Source organism: Sphingobacterium athyrii (assembly GCF_003071065.1).
Lineage (GTDB): Bacteria > Bacteroidota > Bacteroidia > Sphingobacteriales > Sphingobacteriaceae > Sphingobacterium > Sphingobacterium athyrii.
On the sequence record NZ_QCXX01000007.1, the window covers coordinates 330,591 to 349,555 of the forward strand.

At 41.2% G+C, this 18,965-nt stretch carries 15 protein-coding genes; 9 read left to right on the top strand and 6 right to left on the bottom strand.

Annotated elements, in window-relative coordinates; all coding sequences use genetic code 11:
* The first annotated feature begins 169 nt into the window (after positions 1-169).
* The 3 genes from DCO56_RS22890 (at position 170) to DCO56_RS22900 (ending at position 4,474) form a co-directional block, all read left to right on the top strand.
* Positions 170-1,963 (top strand): alpha-L-fucosidase, encoded by a 1,794-nt coding sequence (locus DCO56_RS22890; protein WP_108636042.1) that lies wholly within the window; start codon positions 170-172, stop codon positions 1,961-1,963.
* A 229-nt stretch (positions 1,964-2,192) separates the two neighbouring features.
* Positions 2,193-4,067 (top strand): PAS domain S-box protein, encoded by a 1,875-nt coding sequence (locus DCO56_RS22895; protein WP_108636043.1) that lies wholly within the window; start codon positions 2,193-2,195, stop codon positions 4,065-4,067.
* On the top strand, positions 4,067-4,474 hold the full coding sequence (locus DCO56_RS22900; RefSeq protein ID WP_108636044.1) for a response regulator: 408 nt from the start codon (positions 4,067-4,069) through the stop codon (positions 4,472-4,474). Before DCO56_RS22895 ends, DCO56_RS22900 begins: the two co-directional genes overlap by 1 nt.
* A 178-nt stretch (positions 4,475-4,652) precedes the next feature.
* Here the strand turns inward: DCO56_RS22900 and DCO56_RS22905 are convergent, their stop codons facing one another.
* On the bottom strand, positions 4,653-6,428 hold the full coding sequence (locus DCO56_RS22905; protein ID WP_108636045.1) for an aminopeptidase P family protein: 1,776 nt from the start codon (positions 6,426-6,428) through the stop codon (positions 4,653-4,655).
* A 176-nt stretch (positions 6,429-6,604) separates the two neighbouring features.
* Between DCO56_RS22905 and dacB the strand changes: the two genes are divergently transcribed.
* From dacB to DCO56_RS22930, 5 genes are all read left to right on the top strand, one after another.
* The gene (dacB, locus tag DCO56_RS22910) at positions 6,605-8,029 is read left to right on the top strand and encodes a D-alanyl-D-alanine carboxypeptidase/D-alanyl-D-alanine endopeptidase (RefSeq protein ID WP_108636046.1); all 1,425 of its coding nucleotides are present in this window, start codon (positions 6,605-6,607) and stop codon (positions 8,027-8,029) included.
* A gap of 93 nt (positions 8,030-8,122) precedes the next feature.
* On the top strand, positions 8,123-10,405 hold the full coding sequence (locus tag DCO56_RS22915; RefSeq protein WP_108636047.1) for an NADP-dependent malic enzyme: 2,283 nt from the start codon (positions 8,123-8,125) through the stop codon (positions 10,403-10,405).
* Between the two features lie 33 nt (positions 10,406-10,438).
* Positions 10,439-11,020 carry a Holliday junction branch migration protein RuvA gene (ruvA, locus tag DCO56_RS22920; protein WP_108636048.1) on the top strand — a complete coding sequence of 194 codons (582 nt, stop codon included), beginning with the start codon at positions 10,439-10,441 and terminating at the stop codon, positions 11,018-11,020.
* Positions 11,021-11,586: 566 nt separating this feature from the next.
* On the top strand, positions 11,587-13,443 hold the full coding sequence (locus DCO56_RS22925; RefSeq protein ID WP_108636049.1) for a beta-N-acetylhexosaminidase: 1,857 nt from the start codon (positions 11,587-11,589) through the stop codon (positions 13,441-13,443).
* 108 nt (positions 13,444-13,551) lie between these two features.
* Positions 13,552-14,028 (top strand): GAF domain-containing protein, encoded by a 477-nt coding sequence (locus DCO56_RS22930; protein ID WP_108636050.1) that lies wholly within the window; start codon positions 13,552-13,554, stop codon positions 14,026-14,028.
* A gap of 106 nt (positions 14,029-14,134) precedes the next feature.
* Here the strand turns inward: DCO56_RS22930 and DCO56_RS22935 are convergent, their stop codons facing one another.
* Entirely contained in the window at positions 14,135-15,034 is a 900-nt protein-coding gene (locus tag DCO56_RS22935; protein WP_108636051.1) for a WD40 repeat domain-containing protein, read from the bottom strand.
* A gap of 784 nt (positions 15,035-15,818) precedes the next feature.
* On the opposite strand from DCO56_RS22935, the gene DCO56_RS29920 reads away from it, so the two are divergent.
* Positions 15,819-15,953 carry a hypothetical protein gene (locus DCO56_RS29920; RefSeq protein WP_281259432.1) on the top strand — a complete coding sequence of 45 codons (135 nt, stop codon included), beginning with the start codon at positions 15,819-15,821 and terminating at the stop codon, positions 15,951-15,953.
* A 123-nt stretch (positions 15,954-16,076) separates the two neighbouring features.
* On the opposite strand, the gene hisIE is transcribed toward DCO56_RS29920, so the two are convergent.
* The 4 genes from hisIE to hisH form a co-directional block, all read right to left on the bottom strand.
* Positions 16,077-16,661 carry a bifunctional phosphoribosyl-AMP cyclohydrolase/phosphoribosyl-ATP diphosphatase HisIE gene (gene hisIE / locus DCO56_RS22940; RefSeq protein ID WP_108636052.1) on the bottom strand — a complete coding sequence of 195 codons (585 nt, stop codon included), beginning with the start codon at positions 16,659-16,661 and terminating at the stop codon, positions 16,077-16,079.
* Between the two features lie 185 nt (positions 16,662-16,846).
* A complete protein-coding gene (gene hisF, locus DCO56_RS22945) occupies positions 16,847-17,599 on the bottom strand; it encodes an imidazole glycerol phosphate synthase subunit HisF (RefSeq protein ID WP_108636053.1) in 753 nt (250 codons plus the stop codon).
* Position 17,600: 1 nt separating this feature from the next.
* Positions 17,601-18,353, bottom strand: a complete 753-nt coding sequence (locus DCO56_RS22950; RefSeq protein ID WP_108636054.1) for a 1-(5-phosphoribosyl)-5-[(5-phosphoribosylamino)methylideneamino]imidazole-4-carboxamide isomerase — start codon at positions 18,351-18,353, stop codon at positions 17,601-17,603.
* A 12-nt stretch (positions 18,354-18,365) separates the two neighbouring features.
* On the bottom strand, positions 18,366-18,965 hold the full coding sequence (hisH, locus tag DCO56_RS22955; protein ID WP_108636055.1) for an imidazole glycerol phosphate synthase subunit HisH: 600 nt from the start codon (positions 18,963-18,965) through the stop codon (positions 18,366-18,368).

The following is an 18,965-nucleotide window of genomic DNA, read 5'->3' on the forward strand; positions in this document are numbered from 1 at the left end:
CCAAGACGATTTCATTACTAAACATAAAATCCTCTGATTGTAAAAATCAGGGGATTTTATGTTTAAAAAGATATCAAAACACTGATGATTTATTCCTCCTTCCTTTAAAACTCGATTTAGCATATCTATTTTTTTACTTATCTTGTTATCAAAAAAGACAACAACCTGTATGATACCACAACTCAGAAGAATCGCGTTCTTATCTTTACTAATTCTCAGCACATCAATAAGACTTCTTGCTCAGGACGACCGAAAGGCAGACTGGTTTAAAGATGCCCGTTTTGGCATGTTTATTCACTGGGGGCTATACAGCGCTGCGGAAGGAATATGGAAAGGTGAACCCCTCCGTTATATGAACAACTATGCGGAATGGCTGCGCTACCGCAACCGGGTATCAAAGGAAGAATATGGAAACTTGGCCAAACGCTTTGACTGGAGCAAAATAGATCCTGAACAATGGGTGCTCCTCGCTAAAGAGGCCGGAATGAAATACATCATCATCACCACCAAACATCATGATGGTGTAGCACTTTGGGATACCAAAGTAGGCACTTACAGTTTACCTAAACTCAGCGGTGCTAACCGCGATGCGATTAAAGAAATCGCAGCAGCATGTAAAAAACATGGGATGAAGCTCGGCTTCTACTACTCACATTGGATCGATTGGGAACATCCTTATGGCTGGAACCATCAACAGGAACTCTCCGGGCATGTTACGGATCCACAGTACAACCAATACTGGCAAGAAAAAGTAATCCCCCAGCTCCGTGAACTCATGAGCAACTACGGCGATATTTCATTAATCTGGTTTGATATGTGGATCCCCTATCAAAAATCCATCATTAAAAAAGAACAACTGCTCCAAGTAGTCAGGCTGATCCGTGAACTACAGCCAAATTGCTTGATCAACTCGCGTCTCGGCCTTCCTACAGATGCCGAAAATGTAGATTTCGAAACTCTGGGTGACAACCAGTTCGGGAGCAACTTTATTGCACATCCTTGGGAAACACCCGGTACCATCGCCCACTCCTGGGGTTATAATGGTCAGGAAAACGAATGGAAATCAACCAGCCAGATTTTCCAGTCACTGATCTCAAACGTCAGTCTCAACGGCGGGTTTACCCTGAATATTGGCCCTCGCGCCGACGGAACTGTTCCTTATGAAAGCGTAAGCCGTCTACATGATGTAGGCTCCTGGTTAAATACCTATGGCCAAGGGATCTATGGCAGCACTGGTCTTTCTTTAAAAAACAACCATTTTGACTGGGGTTACTTGACCACCAAAACCGAACAGCATAAAACCGTTGTCTATGCGCATGTATTTAACTGGCCGCTGGATCATAAGCTACGCATTACAGGAATTCAATCCAAACCATCCAATGTATCGCTAATGAAAGGTAATACTTCAACACCTTTAAATTATGATCAGAGCCTGAGTCTAATCCATGTTGACCTACCGGCGGACCAACCGGATCATTATGTTTCAGAGGTAAAACTGACCTTTGACGGACCTTTAGAACTGGACAAAAATACAGTCCCTGAATCCACCTTCGGCGGCTTTTCATTAAAATCAACCAATAGCCTGAAGGATGACCTAAAAATCGTGCGCTATAACGGTAAAAATCCAACCCATGCCATACTCACAGGAAACACAAAGATCGACTGGGAAGTAACTATCCCCGAAGCAGGGAGCTATACAATCGACTTTTCAGCCCACAATCCGAACAAAGAGCCTATTCCATTCGAAATTAACGTTGCCAGTCAACAACTAAAAGGAAGTTTTGGTCCGAACAAAAAAATGGTTGTCGAGCCAAATGAAAATAACTACACCGAGGAATTTGTAGAAAAACGCATCGGGACGTTCAAATTTGATAAACCCGGAAAATATATTTTGACCTACAAATCCCAACAACAGCTTCCACTCTGGTTTAATTGGTTGTGGCTGGAAAAAACAAAAAATTAAATTCCTTCGCAGAAAACGATGTTAAAAAATCAGCAAAAACCTTTGACTATTTCCCAAAGGTTTTTGTTATATTAAAGTAACTATATGCATAATGCCTTTTTGTATATAAGTTGCCTAGTTTAATATTTTTTTATTATTTCGCAGCAAATGTTACCAATTTTGTAAATAAAGAACAGATAAATCTCCTATCTTTATACATGAGTAAAATGATCCTAAATATTGTTGGTTAATGCATCTGGAACAGAACTCTTTATCTACACCTTCCGCTCAAACACAACGTTCGGGATTGGAGGGATTGATTACAACTTTGGAAGACGGCACCATTCTACATCTCAATGAACGCGCATGTGAGCTTTTAGCGTTAGACAATATTGAAGCGAAAGGCAAGAAATTACATCAGTTGACTACATTCTATTCATCTGAGGACGCATCGCCTCTTACAGCAGAACAGACTCCCTTTCAAATCGCGCTTAAAAACAATCCTTACGACAAAGAAATAATCTTAGGAATCGCAACAGGGGGTACGTTTAAATGGTTTGTTTTCCATATCAGCCGGTTCTCCGAAGAAAGTAAGTCCGGCCTTCTGGTATCTTTCATCGATATTTCAAAAGTTATCAATCAGAACCATGCCCTGAAAGATAAACAACAGCAGTTGCAACTGCTGGTTGCCTCCCTCAACGATCTTGTCTTTGAAGTAACCGATACCGGAGTGTTTAAAAACTATTGGACCAATGACCCCGGTTTACTATTCTACCCACCGGAGGAATTTTTAAACAAAAGCCTGACCGAACTTTTCCCGGCAGACCTGGCTATACCAACGATTCAACTGATCCAGAAATCTCTACAGTTAAACAGGGAATTTAAAATGGAGTTTCAGTCTCCTTCCGAACAGCATAAAGACAAATGGTATAGTCTACAGATCAAACCTATTCATCGATCACAAAACCGGATCGCATTGGTTGTCTCCGATATTACAAAGCAGATTGAATCAACCGAAAAAATCCGATTTAACGAACATAAATTCAATCAGGCCTTCCATTTCTCTGGTTTAGGCATTGCTTTGACAAATCTAGATGGTTATTGTATTGAATCCAACCATACATTAACCAAGATCCTGGGGTACACACAGGAAGAGTTGTCGACAATGAAATTCTCACACAACGCCCATCCAGATGACGTCGAACGTGACATCGGGCTCAGGAGACAACTTATTCGTGGTGAAATTGAAACGTTTACCGTACAAAAACGTTACCGACACAAACTCGGTCATTATGTGTGGTGTTCAGTGACAATTGCAGCAGTCTTTGATAATGCCAATGCCCCCCTATTTTTGATCGTTCAGGTTCAGGATATTTCTGAATCAAAGAAAAATATCGAAATATTAAAGCGGCAAAAAATAGAATCTGATCTGGTTAAAATGGACCTCGAAACCAAAGTCAGACAACTGGAAGAATTTACGAATATCCTTGCACATAACTTAAAAGGACCGTTGAGTAATATGCCGATGCTCATCGATGAGCTTAAAGTCTCAACAGATGAAAAGGTAAAGGCTGATTTTCTGGACCTTTTGAAGATCAGCACGGAGCAACTTACCGAAACGTTACACGACTTGGGTGAGATACTCGAATTGAGGTCGAATAAATCGCTCGTATTTGAAGACTGTGATTTTCTCCAAGTATTTTATAAGGTAAAACAGCAGTATATTGGAGAAATACAGCAAAAGAATGCCGTAATTTCTGTCGAATTCAATGTGACCAATATCCACTATCCAAAAATTTATCTGGAAAGTATCCTTGGCAATCTCATCAGCAACTCACTTCGGTTTACAGCGAGCGATAAAGCGCCATGTATTGAAATTAGGACTTCCCTAGAGAAAAATGGAACATTATTGACCGTCAAGGATAATGGATTAGGCATCAATCTACCTAAATATAAATCTCAGCTCTTCATGTTTAAAAAGATTTTCCATCGCGGGTTTGAGAGCAAAGGCATTGGTTTATTTCTTACCCGGTATCAGGTAGAATCATTGGGCGGTAAAATAGATGTCCAAAGTAAACCGAACGAAGGAAGTATCTTTTCCGTCAAATTTTTAGAAAGAAAATAATGAATCAGGAAAACAATAGAAAAATCATCCTCATAGATGACAATGCGATCTTACGCACTATTTTTGGCTACATGCTACAGGGATTTTCGGATTATCCAATTGAATTTTACCCTTTCAAAAATGCATTGGACGCACTGGATTTTATGGAATCGCATGACATCAATGCATCATCCGGACCAGCCGTACTGTTTGTTGATATCAGCATGCCCTTTATGACAGGTTGGGAACTGATGGACGTTTTAGAGGATAAAACCGATTTTATCAATCAGACCAAGATCTTTATCATAAGCTCTTCCACCAGCCAGAGCGACCAGGAACAATTGGCAAATTATCCTTTTATAAGTGGTTTTATTTTGAAACCTTTTGGCAAAGAATTATTATATGAAATTCTGAGAGCGCCCCATTAAAGATGATCGCTTCATCTCCAGAATGTTGGATAAAAGCATTCAACAGAATGCCATACCTATCATTGATGAAAAGGAATAGTGGGAAGACCGACAACAATTAGCCTGTTCTTTAGAGGCAAAAAAGGAAATAGACATCAGTTAAAATACGGATGCTTATTTCCTTTTTTTGTCTGCATTGTTAGATTGCCTTACATTTCTCTGCAAGCCAGTTCTTTTCTTCACTTGAAAGATGTGTTGATAACTGATCAAATACCCATTGATTGTAATTATTCAGCCAAGAAAGATGCCTTTTTTCCAACAGGGATTTCTCAATCAAGTCTGTCGCAATATAACATATTGTCAATGTCTCAAAATCCAAGAAATCACCGAATTCCGAAGAACCCGCTTTACGCGTCAATACCAAATTCTCGATTCGGATGCCGTGTTTACCAACACGGTAAAGACCAGGTTCAATGGAGGTAATCATACCCGGTTCAACAGCAACATCTATTGCGGCAGCATTAAATGTCTGCGGCCCTTCATGCACATTCAGGAAAAATCCAACACCATGCCCTGTGCCATGACCATAATTGCGCAATGTTTCCCACAATGGGCGGCGGGTAATAGCATCGATTTGATATCCACGAGTGCCTGCAGGAAAAATTGCCTGCGACCCCTCTATCGTACCTTTCAGCACCAATGTATAATCTTCTTTTTCCTCCTGTGTAAGACCTCCCAGTGAAACAACCCGTGTAATATCTGTTGTTCCTGTTTTGTATTGACCACCAGAGTCCACCAACAACAAGCCCTTTGGGCGTAATGTATAATTGGATTTCTCATTCGCTGAATAATGTGGCAATGCACCATGATCTAGATATCCTGCAATTGTGGTGAAAGAAACATCCACAAATCCGTCTTGGTCCTCACGGAATCCGCGCAGCTTATCAGCGATCGATAACTCCGAAAGCTCTTCACTGCCGACATTTTCTTCCAACCATTTAAAAAACTTCGTAAGTGCAACACCGTCTTTTACAAAAGTATGCCTGTTATTTTCAATTTCAACTTTATTCTTAATTGCTTTTAAGGTCGTAGAAGGATTTATTTTTTCTACGATTTTAATGCTATCAGGCACGCTGTCAAATACAGCAAAGCAAGTACGTTTCGGGTCAATTAAGATGGCCTTTGCCGATAATGTTTCAATCGTTTGATAGATGCTTTCGTATGCAGCTATTTCCACACCATAGCCTTTTAGTTCAGCAATTGTTTCGGTGCTCAACTTCGACGGCTCAATGTAGAGTGTTGCTGTATCCGCTGTAATCAATACGAACCCTAAAACAACAGGATTGCAGGGTACATCCTGGCCACGGATATTAAGTAACCAGGCGAGATCATCCAGAGAAGATATTAAATGTGCATCGGCACGATTTTTCTTCATTTCAGCCCGAACAGCCTCAATCTTCGCAACAGTAGATTGCCCTGTAGTACTTTCTGGCAACAGGTAAGCCTGCTCCCTTGGTAAGTCCGGTCTGCCCTCCCATAAATCAGATAACAAATCGATATGACCATCCACCTGAATATCTAGAGGCTCCAATGCATTTTTGACAGACTGAGCCACCAAAAGTGACGCCAGATTGCCATCAAAAGCAACTTTTGCTCCTGCATTCAATTTCTCTCCTAACCAATCCGCATATTCCGCCGCTGCCTGGACTTTCAGTTTAACTAATTCAAAACCTGTTCCTTCCAATTGCTCCACCGCTTGGACAAAATAACGGGAATCTGTCCAAAGGCCAGCAAAATCTTGCGTGATAGCCAAAGTGCCTGCAGACCCTGTAAAACCTGAGGCCCAGGCAATACATTTGTAACGTTCTGGTAAATATTCACTGATATGAGGATCTGATGACGGGATAATATATCCATCGATTCCTTGAATCTTCATAGCCTCACGAATAGCAGCTAATTTTTCGATATGCTTCATGTCGTCTATACAATTTTATGCAAGTTAGGATTTTTTAGGGTCGAATGCCTAACTTTAAGGCAAATAAAACAAACGGATTAAATGCGTATATACGCTAATTAAAATTATACATACATTGGACCAACGGTACAATATCAAAGAATCGTACAGTTCATGTTCAAAGAAATTACTTGTTGATGAAAAAAATCGCCATATATTCCATTACACTATCGACCTATGCATTTACCGCGGTGACAAGCTCCCTGTTTGCTCAGGATATCAGAACCAAGATCCAAGAAGCATTCAATCAATTTCAAAACCAAGAAAGCCTGAAGAACGCAATAAGTTCTTTGACAGTATTTGACGGAAAGACAGGTCAAACCATTTTTGCTGCCAACGAAAATATCGGGCTGGCTACAGCTTCAACGATGAAAGTCATTACAGCTGCTACAGCATTGGATTTTCTGGGCAAGAACTATCAGTTTAAAACGACCTTATATTATACAGGTTCAATCGATGAAAACGGGGTCCTCAATGGAAATATCATTGTTTCGGGCACCGGTGACCCTACACTGGGGAGCGACCGTTATCCGGAGACCAAAGCAGCTATTGTGCTAAACAAATGGATTACGGCCATTCAAAATGCTGGAATACGAAGTATCAATGGAGCTGTTATTGCCGATGATCGCCTCTATAACGGCAATCAACTCCCTGGGGGATGGATCTGGACAGATATGGGTAATTATTATGGCGCAGGCATTTCATCACTTAACTGGCATGAAAATGCTTTCGGAATTGATTTTAGTCCGGCGGCCAAAGTAGGTGCAAAAGCTGAAATCGTCAATTACACGGTTCAGGTTCCCTACTTGCAGGTTATCAACGAAACCACAACAGGCAAAGCTGGAAGCGGTGACAATGTCTATGCCTATGCAGCCCCGTATTCCACTAAAATATTCGTTCGTGGTACCTATGGGCAGGATTTAAAGAAGACCATCGAACTCGCTTCCCCGGACCCTGCATATGATCTAGCCTTTCAATTGAATGAAGGACTCAACAAACAGGGCATTATTGCTATCCAACCTCCCGCAACAGGTGTGAAGATGGATTCAATAGACGTATCCCAGAAACAAACACTGGATGTGCACCTGTCCCCTACCATGGATAAAATTGTTTATTGGTTTAACCAAAAAAGCATCAACCTCTATGGGGAAGCCCTATTAAAAGCTATTGCCTATACTACTGCTGGAAAAACGGGAACGGATGATGGGGCCAATTACATCCAGAAATACTGGAATGCCAAGTTAGGGATCAAACCAGGCGAGATCAATAGTGTGGACGGCTCAGGGCTTTCGCCACAGAATAGAGTTACGACCCTGGCCATGAACAAAATTATGCAGTATGCGCAAAAGCAAAACTGGTATCCCGTATTCTACGAAAGTTTGCCGACCTACAATGAGATGAAGATGAAAAGCGGAACAATTGCTGGTGCCTTAGGCTATACCGGCGTACACACCGCTAAAAATGGACAGTCTTTTACCTATACATTATTGGTCAATAATTATTCGGGATCAGGGGCAAATATGCGCAGCCAAATGTTTAAATTGCTGGACGTTTTGAAATAACATATTATTGTCTATTTATAATAAGATATTGGCAAATATTTCCAATTGTCAAAAAGAATGATAGATTTGTAGCCTTAAATTAATAAAATCGTAATGAGTAACACTAATCGTAAACAGGCAGCGTTAAATTACCACTCAATGGGTAGACCTGGAAAAATAGCTGTTGTTCCGACAAAACCAACAAATTCGCAAAGAGACTTATCGTTAGCATATTCTCCTGGCGTAGCGGAGCCATGTTTGGCTATTGCCGAGAATAAAGAAGATGCTTATAAATATACCGCAAAAGGGAACCTTGTTGCTGTTATCAGTAACGGTACAGCTGTATTGGGCCTAGGTGATATCGGCGCTCAAGCAGGTAAACCCGTCATGGAAGGGAAAGGTTTATTGTTCAAAATTTTTGCTGACATTGATGTATTTGACATCGAAGTGGACACCAAAAATGTTGACGAGTTCGTCAAAATCGTAAAAGCATTGGAACCAACTTTCGGAGGTATCAACCTGGAAGATATCAAGGCTCCTGAATGTTTTGAAATTGAGCGTCGCCTGAAAGAGGAAATGAATATCCCGGTCATGCACGATGATCAACATGGTACAGCAATCATTTCCGGTGCAGCGCTGATCAATGCCTGTGAAATTATCGGAAAAGATATCTCCAAAGTAAAAATCGTCGTCAATGGTGCCGGTGCTGCTGCGATGTCCTGTACAGCAATGTATATTTCCGTAGGCGCAAGCAAAGAAAACATTGTGATGCTTGACAGTAAAGGTGTCATTCGTACGGATCGAGAAAATCTGGACAGCATGAAAGCACAATATGCTACGGATCGTGATATCCACACCCTAGCAGATGCTGTCAAAGACTCCGATGTGTTTATTGGTTTATCTGCAGCTGACGTCATGTCTGCAGAGATGTTGTTGACTATGGCTCCGAATCCGATTGTTTTGGCGATGGCCAATCCAAATCCAGAAATTGCCTACGATTTGGCAATGGCTACCCGTAGTGATATTATCATGGGTACTGGTCGTTCGGATTATCCAAATCAGGTAAACAACGTATTAGGCTTCCCTTACATCTTCCGTGGTGCTTTGGATGTACGCGCAACAGCAATTAATGAGGAAATGAAAATTGCAGCTGTACGTGCTATTGCTGACCTGGCAAAACAACCCGTTCCTGAAGAAGTCAATCAAGCTTACAATACCAACAATTTAAAATTCTCTGAAGAATATATCATTCCTAAACCTACCGACCCACGTTTGATCACAGAGGTTTCTATGGCTGTGGCAAAAGCAGCAATCGAATCTGGTGTAGCGAAAACGGCAATTGAAGATTGGGATAAATACCGCGATGCATTGCGTAAACGTCTGGGTAAAGATGATGCGATCATGCGTAACCTAACGATGGCCGCTAAAAGAGACCCAAAACGTGTTGTCTTTGCTGAAGCAGATAATTACAAAACATTACGTGCTGCTCAAATCGTAAAAGAAGAAGGTATTGCGATCCCGATCCTATTAGGTAAGAAAGAGAAAATCCAACGTTTGATCCAAGAGTATGCTTTTGAATTGGACGGTGTAGAAATCATTGATCCAGTCGCTGAGGTTGACGGTGAATCAGAGCGTTCAAAAAAATTCATTGAGCACCTTTATACCAAAAGACAACGTAGAGGAATCTCCCGTTACGATGCGCGCAAACTGATGTTTGACCGCAACTACTTCGGTGCTTCTCTGGTTGAGTTTGGCGAGGCAGATACATTGATTTCTGGTATGACCAAAAATTATGCAAACACCATTCGTCCGGCATTGCATGTCATCGGTGCCAAACCGGGCAGCCGTGTAGCAGGTATGTATATGATGTTAACCAAAAAAGGGCCTATTTTCATGGGCGATACGACCGTGAATGAGGATCCTACTGCACAAGAGCTAGCTGATATCACCTTACTTTTGGACAAAGCGGTTAAACGCATGAATATCCAACCACGTATTGCTTTGTTGTCTTACTCCAATTTTGGCTCCAGTGAAGGAAAAACTCCTACCAAAGTGAGAGCAGCAGCACAGATCATTCATGAGCAGCACCCTGACATCATTGCTGATGGCGATCTACAAGCTAACTTCGCCTTAAATAGTGATATGTTGACCGACAATTTCCCATTCAGCTGTCTAAATGGACAATCAGCAAACACACTTGTGTTCCCGAACCTGGAATCAGGTAATATTGCCTATAAACTATTACAAGAAGTCGGTGAAGCGGAAGCTGTAGGTCCTATTCTTTTGGGGATGAACAAACCGATCCATGTACTACAATTGGATAGCTCTGTACGTGAAATCGTCAATATGGTGACTATTGCCGTAGTTGATGTTCAAGCTCATCTTAAAAATTTATAGAATCGCTTAAAATCTTCCTATATTCGTAGTACTATGTACGAATATTTCAATGGAAAATTAGCATATAAAGCCCCCACTCATGTTATTATCGACGTGAGTGGGATTGGCTATTATGTTCACATCTCTCTTTATACCTTTTCCCAAATCAAGGATCAGGAAAACTGCAAATTATTTATTTCACTACAAGTTCGGGAAGATTCCCATACACTGTATGGTTTTGCCACAGAAGGTGAAAAAAAACTGTTCGAGAATCTGATCTCCGTTTCAGGTATTGGTCCCAATACAGGCCGGATGATCTTATCGTCCAATACACCTGATGAAATACAATCCGCCATTGTCAATGGTCAGGTTGCTTTAATTCAGAAAATTAAAGGAATCGGTCCTAAAACAGCGCAACGTCTGATCCTGGAACTTCAGGATAAATTGAAAAAACAAGGTGTGGAAACACTTTCAACTACGATTCAATCGCAGTCTGTACCTGATGAAGCTTTATCTGCTCTGGTCATGTTAGGCTTCAATAAAGCTGCTGCCGAAAAAGTATTGAATACGATTCTAAAAACAGAGGCGAACCTCTCTGTCGAGGATATGATCAAATTAGCGCTAAAGAGGCTTTAAAAAACGGCGGGCTCAATTCGCTTAACAAAAAGAGGCTTACAGGTTTGGCTCAAATAAAGTTTCATCTGCTGTACTCCAATTTCAGGATAACTAGGATGCATCTTTATAAATGCCATGGGATTTATAGGGACTTCACAGAAACCTTATACGGACCCCATTCGGACTTTATTCGGATCAAAGCGTATAAAGTCCGTTTTATATCCTTATCAGCCTCATAAAAAAATATCTTATACAAGAGCTAAATCTGCATTTTGTTCAATCATTGAAACGAACCATTTGCCTTTTAATGAATTAGGCTGTCTGATACTGTAAACTCCGATAAAATTACGGATGAAATAAACTTTATTCGACAATAAATGCGCATCCAAATCTGATCAATCATCGGTACCCTCAGCGGGAAACGCAAACGATTGTTTTAATTAAAAACACATTAAATCAAACCACTGCAAAATACAAAGAAGAGTATTCTATCCTATTTCAACAGGCTATTTGTTACATTAAGCTTTTGCTAAATCGTATTTATTCCTTTATTTTTAGGGCTTCTTATTTCAGTTATAATCGCACTCATGAAAAAACTATTTTCACTTGCGCTTGCTTTAAGTATAGGAGCAGCAGTATTTGCGCAGGAAAAAAAAGATGTCACATTGAATATTGTGCCTCTACCGCAACATGTCCAGATCAAAAATGGCTCATTCAAAATCAATGCAAATACAAAAATTGCTTTCGATAGTGAAGAGGACAAAAAAGTTGCCGCTTTATTCCAGGATTTTCTAAAAAGCAACTACAATCTCAATTTAACGCTGGCAAAGTCGGCAGGTAAAAACAGCATTTATTTCTCTTCTAAAAGTGCAAAATCAGGCAATACCGAAGCGTATGATCTTAACATTGCTTCTGACCAAATTACGGTCAGTGGAAAAGCAGCCGGCCTATTTTATGGTATGCAATCGTTGATTCAATTGCTACCTGTCGATAAAAAAGCAGGTATCGAAATTCCCCAGGCATCCATTCAGGATGAGCCTCGTTTTGCTTACCGTGGATTACATCTTGATGTTGGCCGTCACTTCTTCCCCGTAGCATTTGTCAAAAAGTACATTGATATTTTGGCATCCTACAAACTGAATACTTTTCATTGGCACTTGACTGATGATCAAGGCTGGCGCATTGAAATTAAATCCCACCCAAAACTGACACAGATCGGTGGCTATCGTAACCAGACTTTATTGGGCAACTATAAAACTGACGGTGACTACGACAATACCCCTTATGGTGGTTTCTATACCCAAGACCAGATTAAAGAGGTCGTCGCTTACGCAAAAGCGAAGTATGTCACTGTCATTCCTGAAATAGAGATGCCGGGCCACGCTTTGGCGGCACTTTCGGCTTACCCAGAGCTAGGTTGTGGTGATCAACCGGGGCCATACACAGCTGCCCAGACCTGGGGTGTATTTGATGATGTCTTTTGTGCTGGTAAAGAAGAGACATTCAAGCTATTGGAAGATGTTATCGACGAAGTCATTCCATTGTTCCCAAGCGAATACATTCACATCGGTGGTGATGAGTGTCCTAAGACCAAATGGAAGACTTGTCCACATTGTCAGAAAAGAATCAAGGATAATAACCTCAAAGACGAACATGAATTGCAGAGCTATTTTATTCAACGTATGGAAAAATACATTAATAGCAAAGGCAAACGTATCATTGGCTGGGATGAGATCTTAGAGGGTGGATTAGCACCAAATGCGACTGTTATGAGCTGGAGAGGAGACCAAGGAGCCATCGACGCGGCAAACCAAGGACATGACGTCATTATCACAGCCAACAGTTATGGACTTTACTTTGACCACAAACAAGGTGCTGATCAAAATAGAGAGCCATTGAGCATCGGTGGACTTTCGACATTGCATAAAGTATATGCTGCCGACCCTATGCCTACCAAAATTTCAGAAAACAACAAGAAACACGTTTTGGGTGTACAAGCAAATATTTGGACAGAATATATCGGCTCTTCCAACAAAGTAGAGTTTACCATCTTACCGCGTGTACTGGCTCTTTCGGAAATTGCCTGGACGCAACCGGAGAATAAAAACTGGAAGAATTTTTCCGAACAACGTGCGGCACGCCAATTGGCAAAACTCGATCAGACAAACACATTCTATCGTGTACCTGAGGTATATGGTATCACTGACACGACGATATACGCATCAGAATATACCATCCGGGATTTAAAGCCATCTGTCGAAGGTGCGAAAATCTATTATACCTTGGACAATTATGATCCTTCAGAATTGGACCTTGAATATACTGGGCCAGTCAAAGTGACGGTTCCAAATAGTAAAGAACGTGTGTTCAAAGCCGTAGTTGTGACGCCTTCCGGAAAACGGAGCAATTACATTCGGGTAAACATTATCAATACAAAGAAATAATATCATTTCGCCCATGCGAAAGCGCTAATATTCTGTTAACTTTGAACAGAATATTAGCGCTTTTTTATTGGCGTGCGGTATCACTACAAGAATATAAATACGAATTCTATGGCTGAAGATCTGTTGATTGCCAAAGGCAGCAAAGAAGAACAATATCAAAACTTACTTCCACAGATAGGTGGATTGTTACAGGGAGAAAATAATCAGATTGCAAACCTTGCCAATATTGCGGCAGCATTAAAGGAACAATTTAATTTTTTTTGGGTTGGTTTTTATCTCGTAGACGGTACTGAAGAGCTTGTTCTTGGCCCCTTCCAAGGCCCTGTTGCCTGTACGCGCATAAAAAAAGGAAGAGGTGTATGCGGCGGTGCTTGGGCGCAGGCGAAAGTCCTTATCGTACCTGATGTAGAACAATTTCCGGGACATATTGCCTGCAGCTCACTTTCACGTTCAGAAATCGTATTGCCTGTTTACAAAAAGGGGGAAATTATCGGTGTACTCGATGTGGACAGCAGTGAATTGGATAGCTTCGACGAAATAGACGAAAAATACCTTACCCAAGTCTTGCAGTTGTTGGATAAATAACGTATTAAGCATTATTAGCAAAAAATATATAAAGCAAAAACCTAATAATCAAAAGTCGAATCCATTCATACACATGATTTCTACTGGAGCACTTACGGTCTTTATATTATTGTAATTCCCAAATTTTAACAAGCTTGTCGTCGCTGACACTAAAGAAATATTGGCCGTCTTCGGACCATATTCCTGCATTGACGGATAGATGATGGCCATCCTGCATTTTGTCGCGGCTCATATTTTTCAGCAGTGCAAAATCAGCATTAGACCAAAATTTCAACGACTTATCGCGGCTTACTGTTGCAAAAAATGGTTCAAAAGGGTGTGGATAGATCCCATACACCGTGAACATGTGTGGTATAAAGGAGAAGTTATTGCTCAGTTGATTGACATCGGAAATAATAAGCTGAGCATCGCGTCCACCGCTTAAGAGTTTATTTTGAAGAAAAGCCAAAGAGGTTGTGGGCAGACTATGCAACTTCATCCGTTCGATGACATGGAAGTCCTCGCTAGCCAACAAATATACCCAGCCATCTTTATCACCCAGAGCAATCTTGGTTTCATCGGCATCCACGGCAATACTTCGTACTGTCGTTTGGGATAGCTGTAGGTCATAGATACGCTTGTATGTTGCGAGGTCGATTACATAAAGCCGTCCTTCCTCCCCTACGGCGAGCAGCTCATTCTTTTGCTGGATATAGGAAAGTGCAAAGATGGCTCTATTGCCGAGCTGCAAACTCGCCACAAGTTTCTGTTCCTGTACATCCACGAAAAGCAACTTTCCCTCCCGCAGCGCGATTGCCAGTATCGCAGTTCCCGGAATCAATTTTAAAGCATACACGGAGGAGGTCACCGCGCATAGGATACGCTTAAAACCATTCTTTTCAATATCCCATTCGACCACGCCCTTGTCATTACCGCCGGTAAAAAAAGTATTTAGGTAATACCCTTTTTCTACACAAAAAATTGGGTTCTGATGTCCAGTTAAAGTCGATTTTAATTTAATATCCATAGTTATTTATCAAGAGCAAACCGCATTCTTCCTGGCATTCACCTCCGTCCCAAAAAAGTGCAGTATATCTACAAATATACTGTACTTCTTAGATTATTTTGTCATCCTAGCTTAAAGCCTTTCGCCCGAATCGGATTTCGTCCGAATTAAAATGGCGCATTGTCAAATTTAAGCTCTGGGAAAACATTGCCATTTCACATTTGCTTTGACCCCGAACGGGATTATTTGGTCCTGAACCGATAATTAGTTTGCATCCAAGGCTTACACATGGAGCACCGAAGCAAACACTTGCGCGCTTAAAGCATTATATTCGGGTGTTTTCTTAAACCTTCAGCGTGCGACAGCAAATACATGCGGCACTACCCGGATCACATCGTTGTCCACTACATCTCAGTTTGGCGTACAAGCAAACATATATAGCACACATGTAAGGTATATGACGATCGAATTGTTTGTCGCTGTAGTGGAAATGTTTGCAAGGTGTACCGATCCAATCGTCCGGGTGGTAGAAGAGATCAAGAAGAAAGGCAAAGCACCCCAATGCAAAGAAAAATAGAATCAGTCGAACGAAGTTGGTAATACAATAGCGGGATTTGATTTGCTTTGAAAAAGCAACTGAATATTATCGGTATGTCATTGGATTACTTGGTGGGATAATACGGAGTCATCGGATGCTAAAGAAGTTCCGATCACACACGAAGTGATATTGAGCTAATAGAAAATGACATTGATCCAGCTTGAAGCAATATCGGTCTAGTGGGAAGAAATACCATAACAGCTATCTTTGGACGCCTCTTTAAGTCAAGATCAGTCTGTCAATGGAATTAAAAACTTACTCAGCTTACCCGGAATTGGCCCCTACAGTACAGCCCTACTTATTACGCTCAATGAGCGCAAGATGCAGACGATACTAAAGTAAAAGCCCAACCAATAGGTCGGGCTTCACTTTTTAAAATGGTCTAATCATTCTTTATAAACCTTTTTTTGACGCTCAGTTCTTCTTGGGTCGATCGCTTGAGGTCCCTAACTTTTGTCGAGCAGGCTATTGATGCCTACTTTCAAGATTTTTCGCAATTGTTTCCAACGAAAATCCCTTCTCACGCAACAATACGATCAAATGGAACAATAGGTCAGAAGTCTCATTGATAAAGTCGGTTTCAGTTTCAGTTAATGCGGCAATAACCGTTTCTACAGCTTCCTCACCTACCTTTTGCGCGATCTTATTAATTCCTCTGGACCGCAAACGGTTAACATAGGATTCGTCAGAAGGATTTTCATAACGATGATTGACGATACGTTCGAGCTCCAGTATAAAATTCTGATTGAATTCTGTGCTGAAACAGCTCCGGCTTCCCGTATGGCAAGTTGGACCCACAGGATCAGCCTTGATCAATACGGTATCTTTATCGCAATCGATATGGATACTCTTTACGTTTAAAAAGTTTCCACTCTCTTCCCCTTTTGTCCAGAGACGATTTTTGCTACGGGAGAAAAAAGTCACGCGCTTCTCCGCCTGTGTCTTTTGCCAAGCCTCTTCATTCATATAACCCAGCATCAACACCTCCAGGGTTTGGGCGTCTTGCACAATCACTGGGACAAGTCCGTCACTTTTTGCAAAATCTAACATTGTATTGTATTTAGTATTGAGCTATGAGTATTTGAAGCTTACTTATGTCAGCCTAGGGCTTAGAAGCTTTGTCCCTACTCCTTACTCATTAATCAATTTTCTTATTCTGCAAGCCCTGATAGCTTACCTAATAGTATCATTACTCCTTTATCCTTACTCTTAATTCTTTACTGTTTTATTCGCGCCTATCGCACGACAATACCATTATGGCGCAAAGTCTGCTTAAGATCCGGAATCAATATTTCTCCATAATGGAATACGGAAGCTGCTAATGCTGCATCCACGTTGGCCTGTTGGAAAACATCGACAAAATGCTGTTGATTACCAGCCCCACCAGATGCGATCAGCGGAATATGAATACGATCGTTAACAGCCTTTAAAAATTTATTGTCAAAACCGTTCTTAGTCCCATCATGATCCATTGAGGTCAACAGAACCTCTCCGGCCCCGCGTTCTTGCGCTTCAAGGATCCAATCCAGGGTATTGATTTCCGTCTTGATGCGTCCACCACTTAAATGGACAAAATCCTGTCCTTCAATAGATCTCGTATCGACAGCAACCACTACAAATTGGGCACCAAAAGCGGCGGCCATTTGATTGATCAGTCCCGGATTGCGCACTGCTGCAGAGTTAATGGAGATCTTGTCCGCCCCAGCATTTAATAGGATATCCGCGTCACTGATTTCATTGATACCACCTCCTATTGTAAAAGGAATATTCACCTGACGAGCTACCGCTTTTACGAGATCTATCGTCGTCTTACGTCCCTCATGTGTAGCTGTAATATCTAGAAACACAAGTTCATCAGCTCCTTGCTGGGAATATTCATAGGCGAGTTCAACAGGATCACCTGCGTCACGCAGGTCGACAAAGTTGACACCTTTTACCGTACGTCCGTCTTTGACATCCAAGCAGGGAATTATCCGTTTTGCCAGCATGTTAAAATCGGATTAATGATTTGAGATTCCAGTCTTTGACTTCATCGATAGAGATACGATTCTCATAGATTGCTTTTCCTACAACCACAGATTCTACTCCACCTAGCTCTTGAAGCTTTTGAATGTCATCCATTGAACTGATACCCCCAGAAGCAATCAGCTTGATAATCGGAGAGTGGTTTAACAATTTTTGATACAATTCCACACCTGCGCCCCCCAGTTTTCCATCTTTGCTAATGTCCGTACAAAGGAATCTAAAAAATCCCAAAGCCAAGCATTTATCAATATACTCAATCAATTTAATTGGTGAACTTTCTAACCAGCCAGAGTATTTAATGACTTCGTCCAACACATCAATTGCAATGACAATATGATCTGCGTATTTGACTTTCCCTTCGTTAAGCGTTGCCAGTTCCTCCAAAAAAGAAGGATTTGTGATCGCTTGCGTACCGACAATCACACGGTATACACCAGCATCCACCAATTCCTTTACCTTATCAATGCTTCTGACTCCACCGCCATACTGTATTTTCATATCTGTCTTTTGGATGATATCGAATAAATAGGCCTGATTGCTAAAGTCACCTTTTGCACCATTTAAATCTATGATATGAACCAACTCCGTACCGTTTGCACGATAGTTCTCGATCTGCTCCTCTAAACTTATAGCATAAGTTGTAACGTCGTTGTAGTTACCCTCTCTTAAACGGACAACTTTTTTGTCCAAAACGTCAATTGCTGGAATGATATACATAATCGAATATTTTTAGTCTACTTGAATAGTTGAAAAATTGAGCAACAACTGCTCACCTGCTTTTCCCGACTTCTCCGGGTGAAATTGTACGCCAAAGAAATTTTCTCTGGAAATTGCTGCTGAAAATGGCACTCCATATTCACATTTAGCGGCGGTAAATGTCGTATCATATTCGATATAATACGAATGGACAAAATAAAAATAAGTCTGATCTTCTATATTCGCAAATAAAGGATTATTTGCTTGTACCGAAACGCTATTCCAGCCCATATGAGGCACTTTACCCGCTATGCCAGCTTCAAAATGTAACGTTTTCAACGGGAACAACTTCAGCATCTCGGCATCACCTTCCTCCGAATATTCCGTCAGCAGCTGCATCCCAACACAGATTCCAAGCACAGGTTTACGCAAATCTTTAATATAGGGTACTAATCCCGACTCAAGCAACTTATTCATTGCCGCCCCAGCATGACCTACGCCCGGAATAATAATCCGATCATAACGATCCATCTCCTCAGCCGTATTGATCATACCATAAGTCAACCCTACTCGATCTAGCGCAGCAGTCAGGGAAAAGATATTCCCGGCACCGTAATTAATAATTCCTATCAT

Bases quoted from the DNA above. Each gene is read 5' to 3' on its own strand.
- DCO56_RS22915 (WP_108636047.1), top strand. From the start codon at position 8,123: ATGAGTAACACTAATCGTAAACAGGCAGCGTTAAATTACCACTCAATG.
- hisF (WP_108636053.1), bottom strand. From the start codon at position 17,599: ATGCTGGCAAAACGGATAATTCCCTGCTTGGATGTCAAAGACGGACGT.
- DCO56_RS22925 (WP_108636049.1), top strand. From the start codon at position 11,587: ATGAAAAAACTATTTTCACTTGCGCTTGCTTTAAGTATAGGAGCAGCA.
- DCO56_RS22900 (WP_108636044.1), top strand. From the start codon at position 4,067: ATGAATCAGGAAAACAATAGAAAAATCATCCTCATAGATGACAATGCG.
- ruvA (WP_108636048.1), top strand. From the start codon at position 10,439: ATGTACGAATATTTCAATGGAAAATTAGCATATAAAGCCCCCACTCAT.
- dacB (WP_108636046.1), top strand. From the start codon at position 6,605: ATGAAAAAAATCGCCATATATTCCATTACACTATCGACCTATGCATTT.
- DCO56_RS22905 (WP_108636045.1), bottom strand. From the start codon at position 6,428: ATGAAGCATATCGAAAAATTAGCTGCTATTCGTGAGGCTATGAAGATT.
- DCO56_RS22895 (WP_108636043.1), top strand. From the start codon at position 2,193: ATGCATCTGGAACAGAACTCTTTATCTACACCTTCCGCTCAAACACAA.
- DCO56_RS22930 (WP_108636050.1), top strand. From the start codon at position 13,552: ATGGCTGAAGATCTGTTGATTGCCAAAGGCAGCAAAGAAGAACAATAT.
- DCO56_RS22935 (WP_108636051.1), bottom strand. From the start codon at position 15,034: ATGGATATTAAATTAAAATCGACTTTAACTGGACATCAGAACCCAATT.
- DCO56_RS22950 (WP_108636054.1), bottom strand. From the start codon at position 18,353: ATGTATATCATTCCAGCAATTGACGTTTTGGACAAAAAAGTTGTCCGT.
- hisH (WP_108636055.1), bottom strand. From the start codon at position 18,965: ATGATAGGAATTATTAATTACGGTGCCGGGAATATCTTTTCCCTGACT.
- DCO56_RS22890 (WP_108636042.1), top strand. From the start codon at position 170: ATGATACCACAACTCAGAAGAATCGCGTTCTTATCTTTACTAATTCTC.
- hisIE (WP_108636052.1), bottom strand. From the start codon at position 16,661: ATGTTAGATTTTGCAAAAAGTGACGGACTTGTCCCAGTGATTGTGCAA.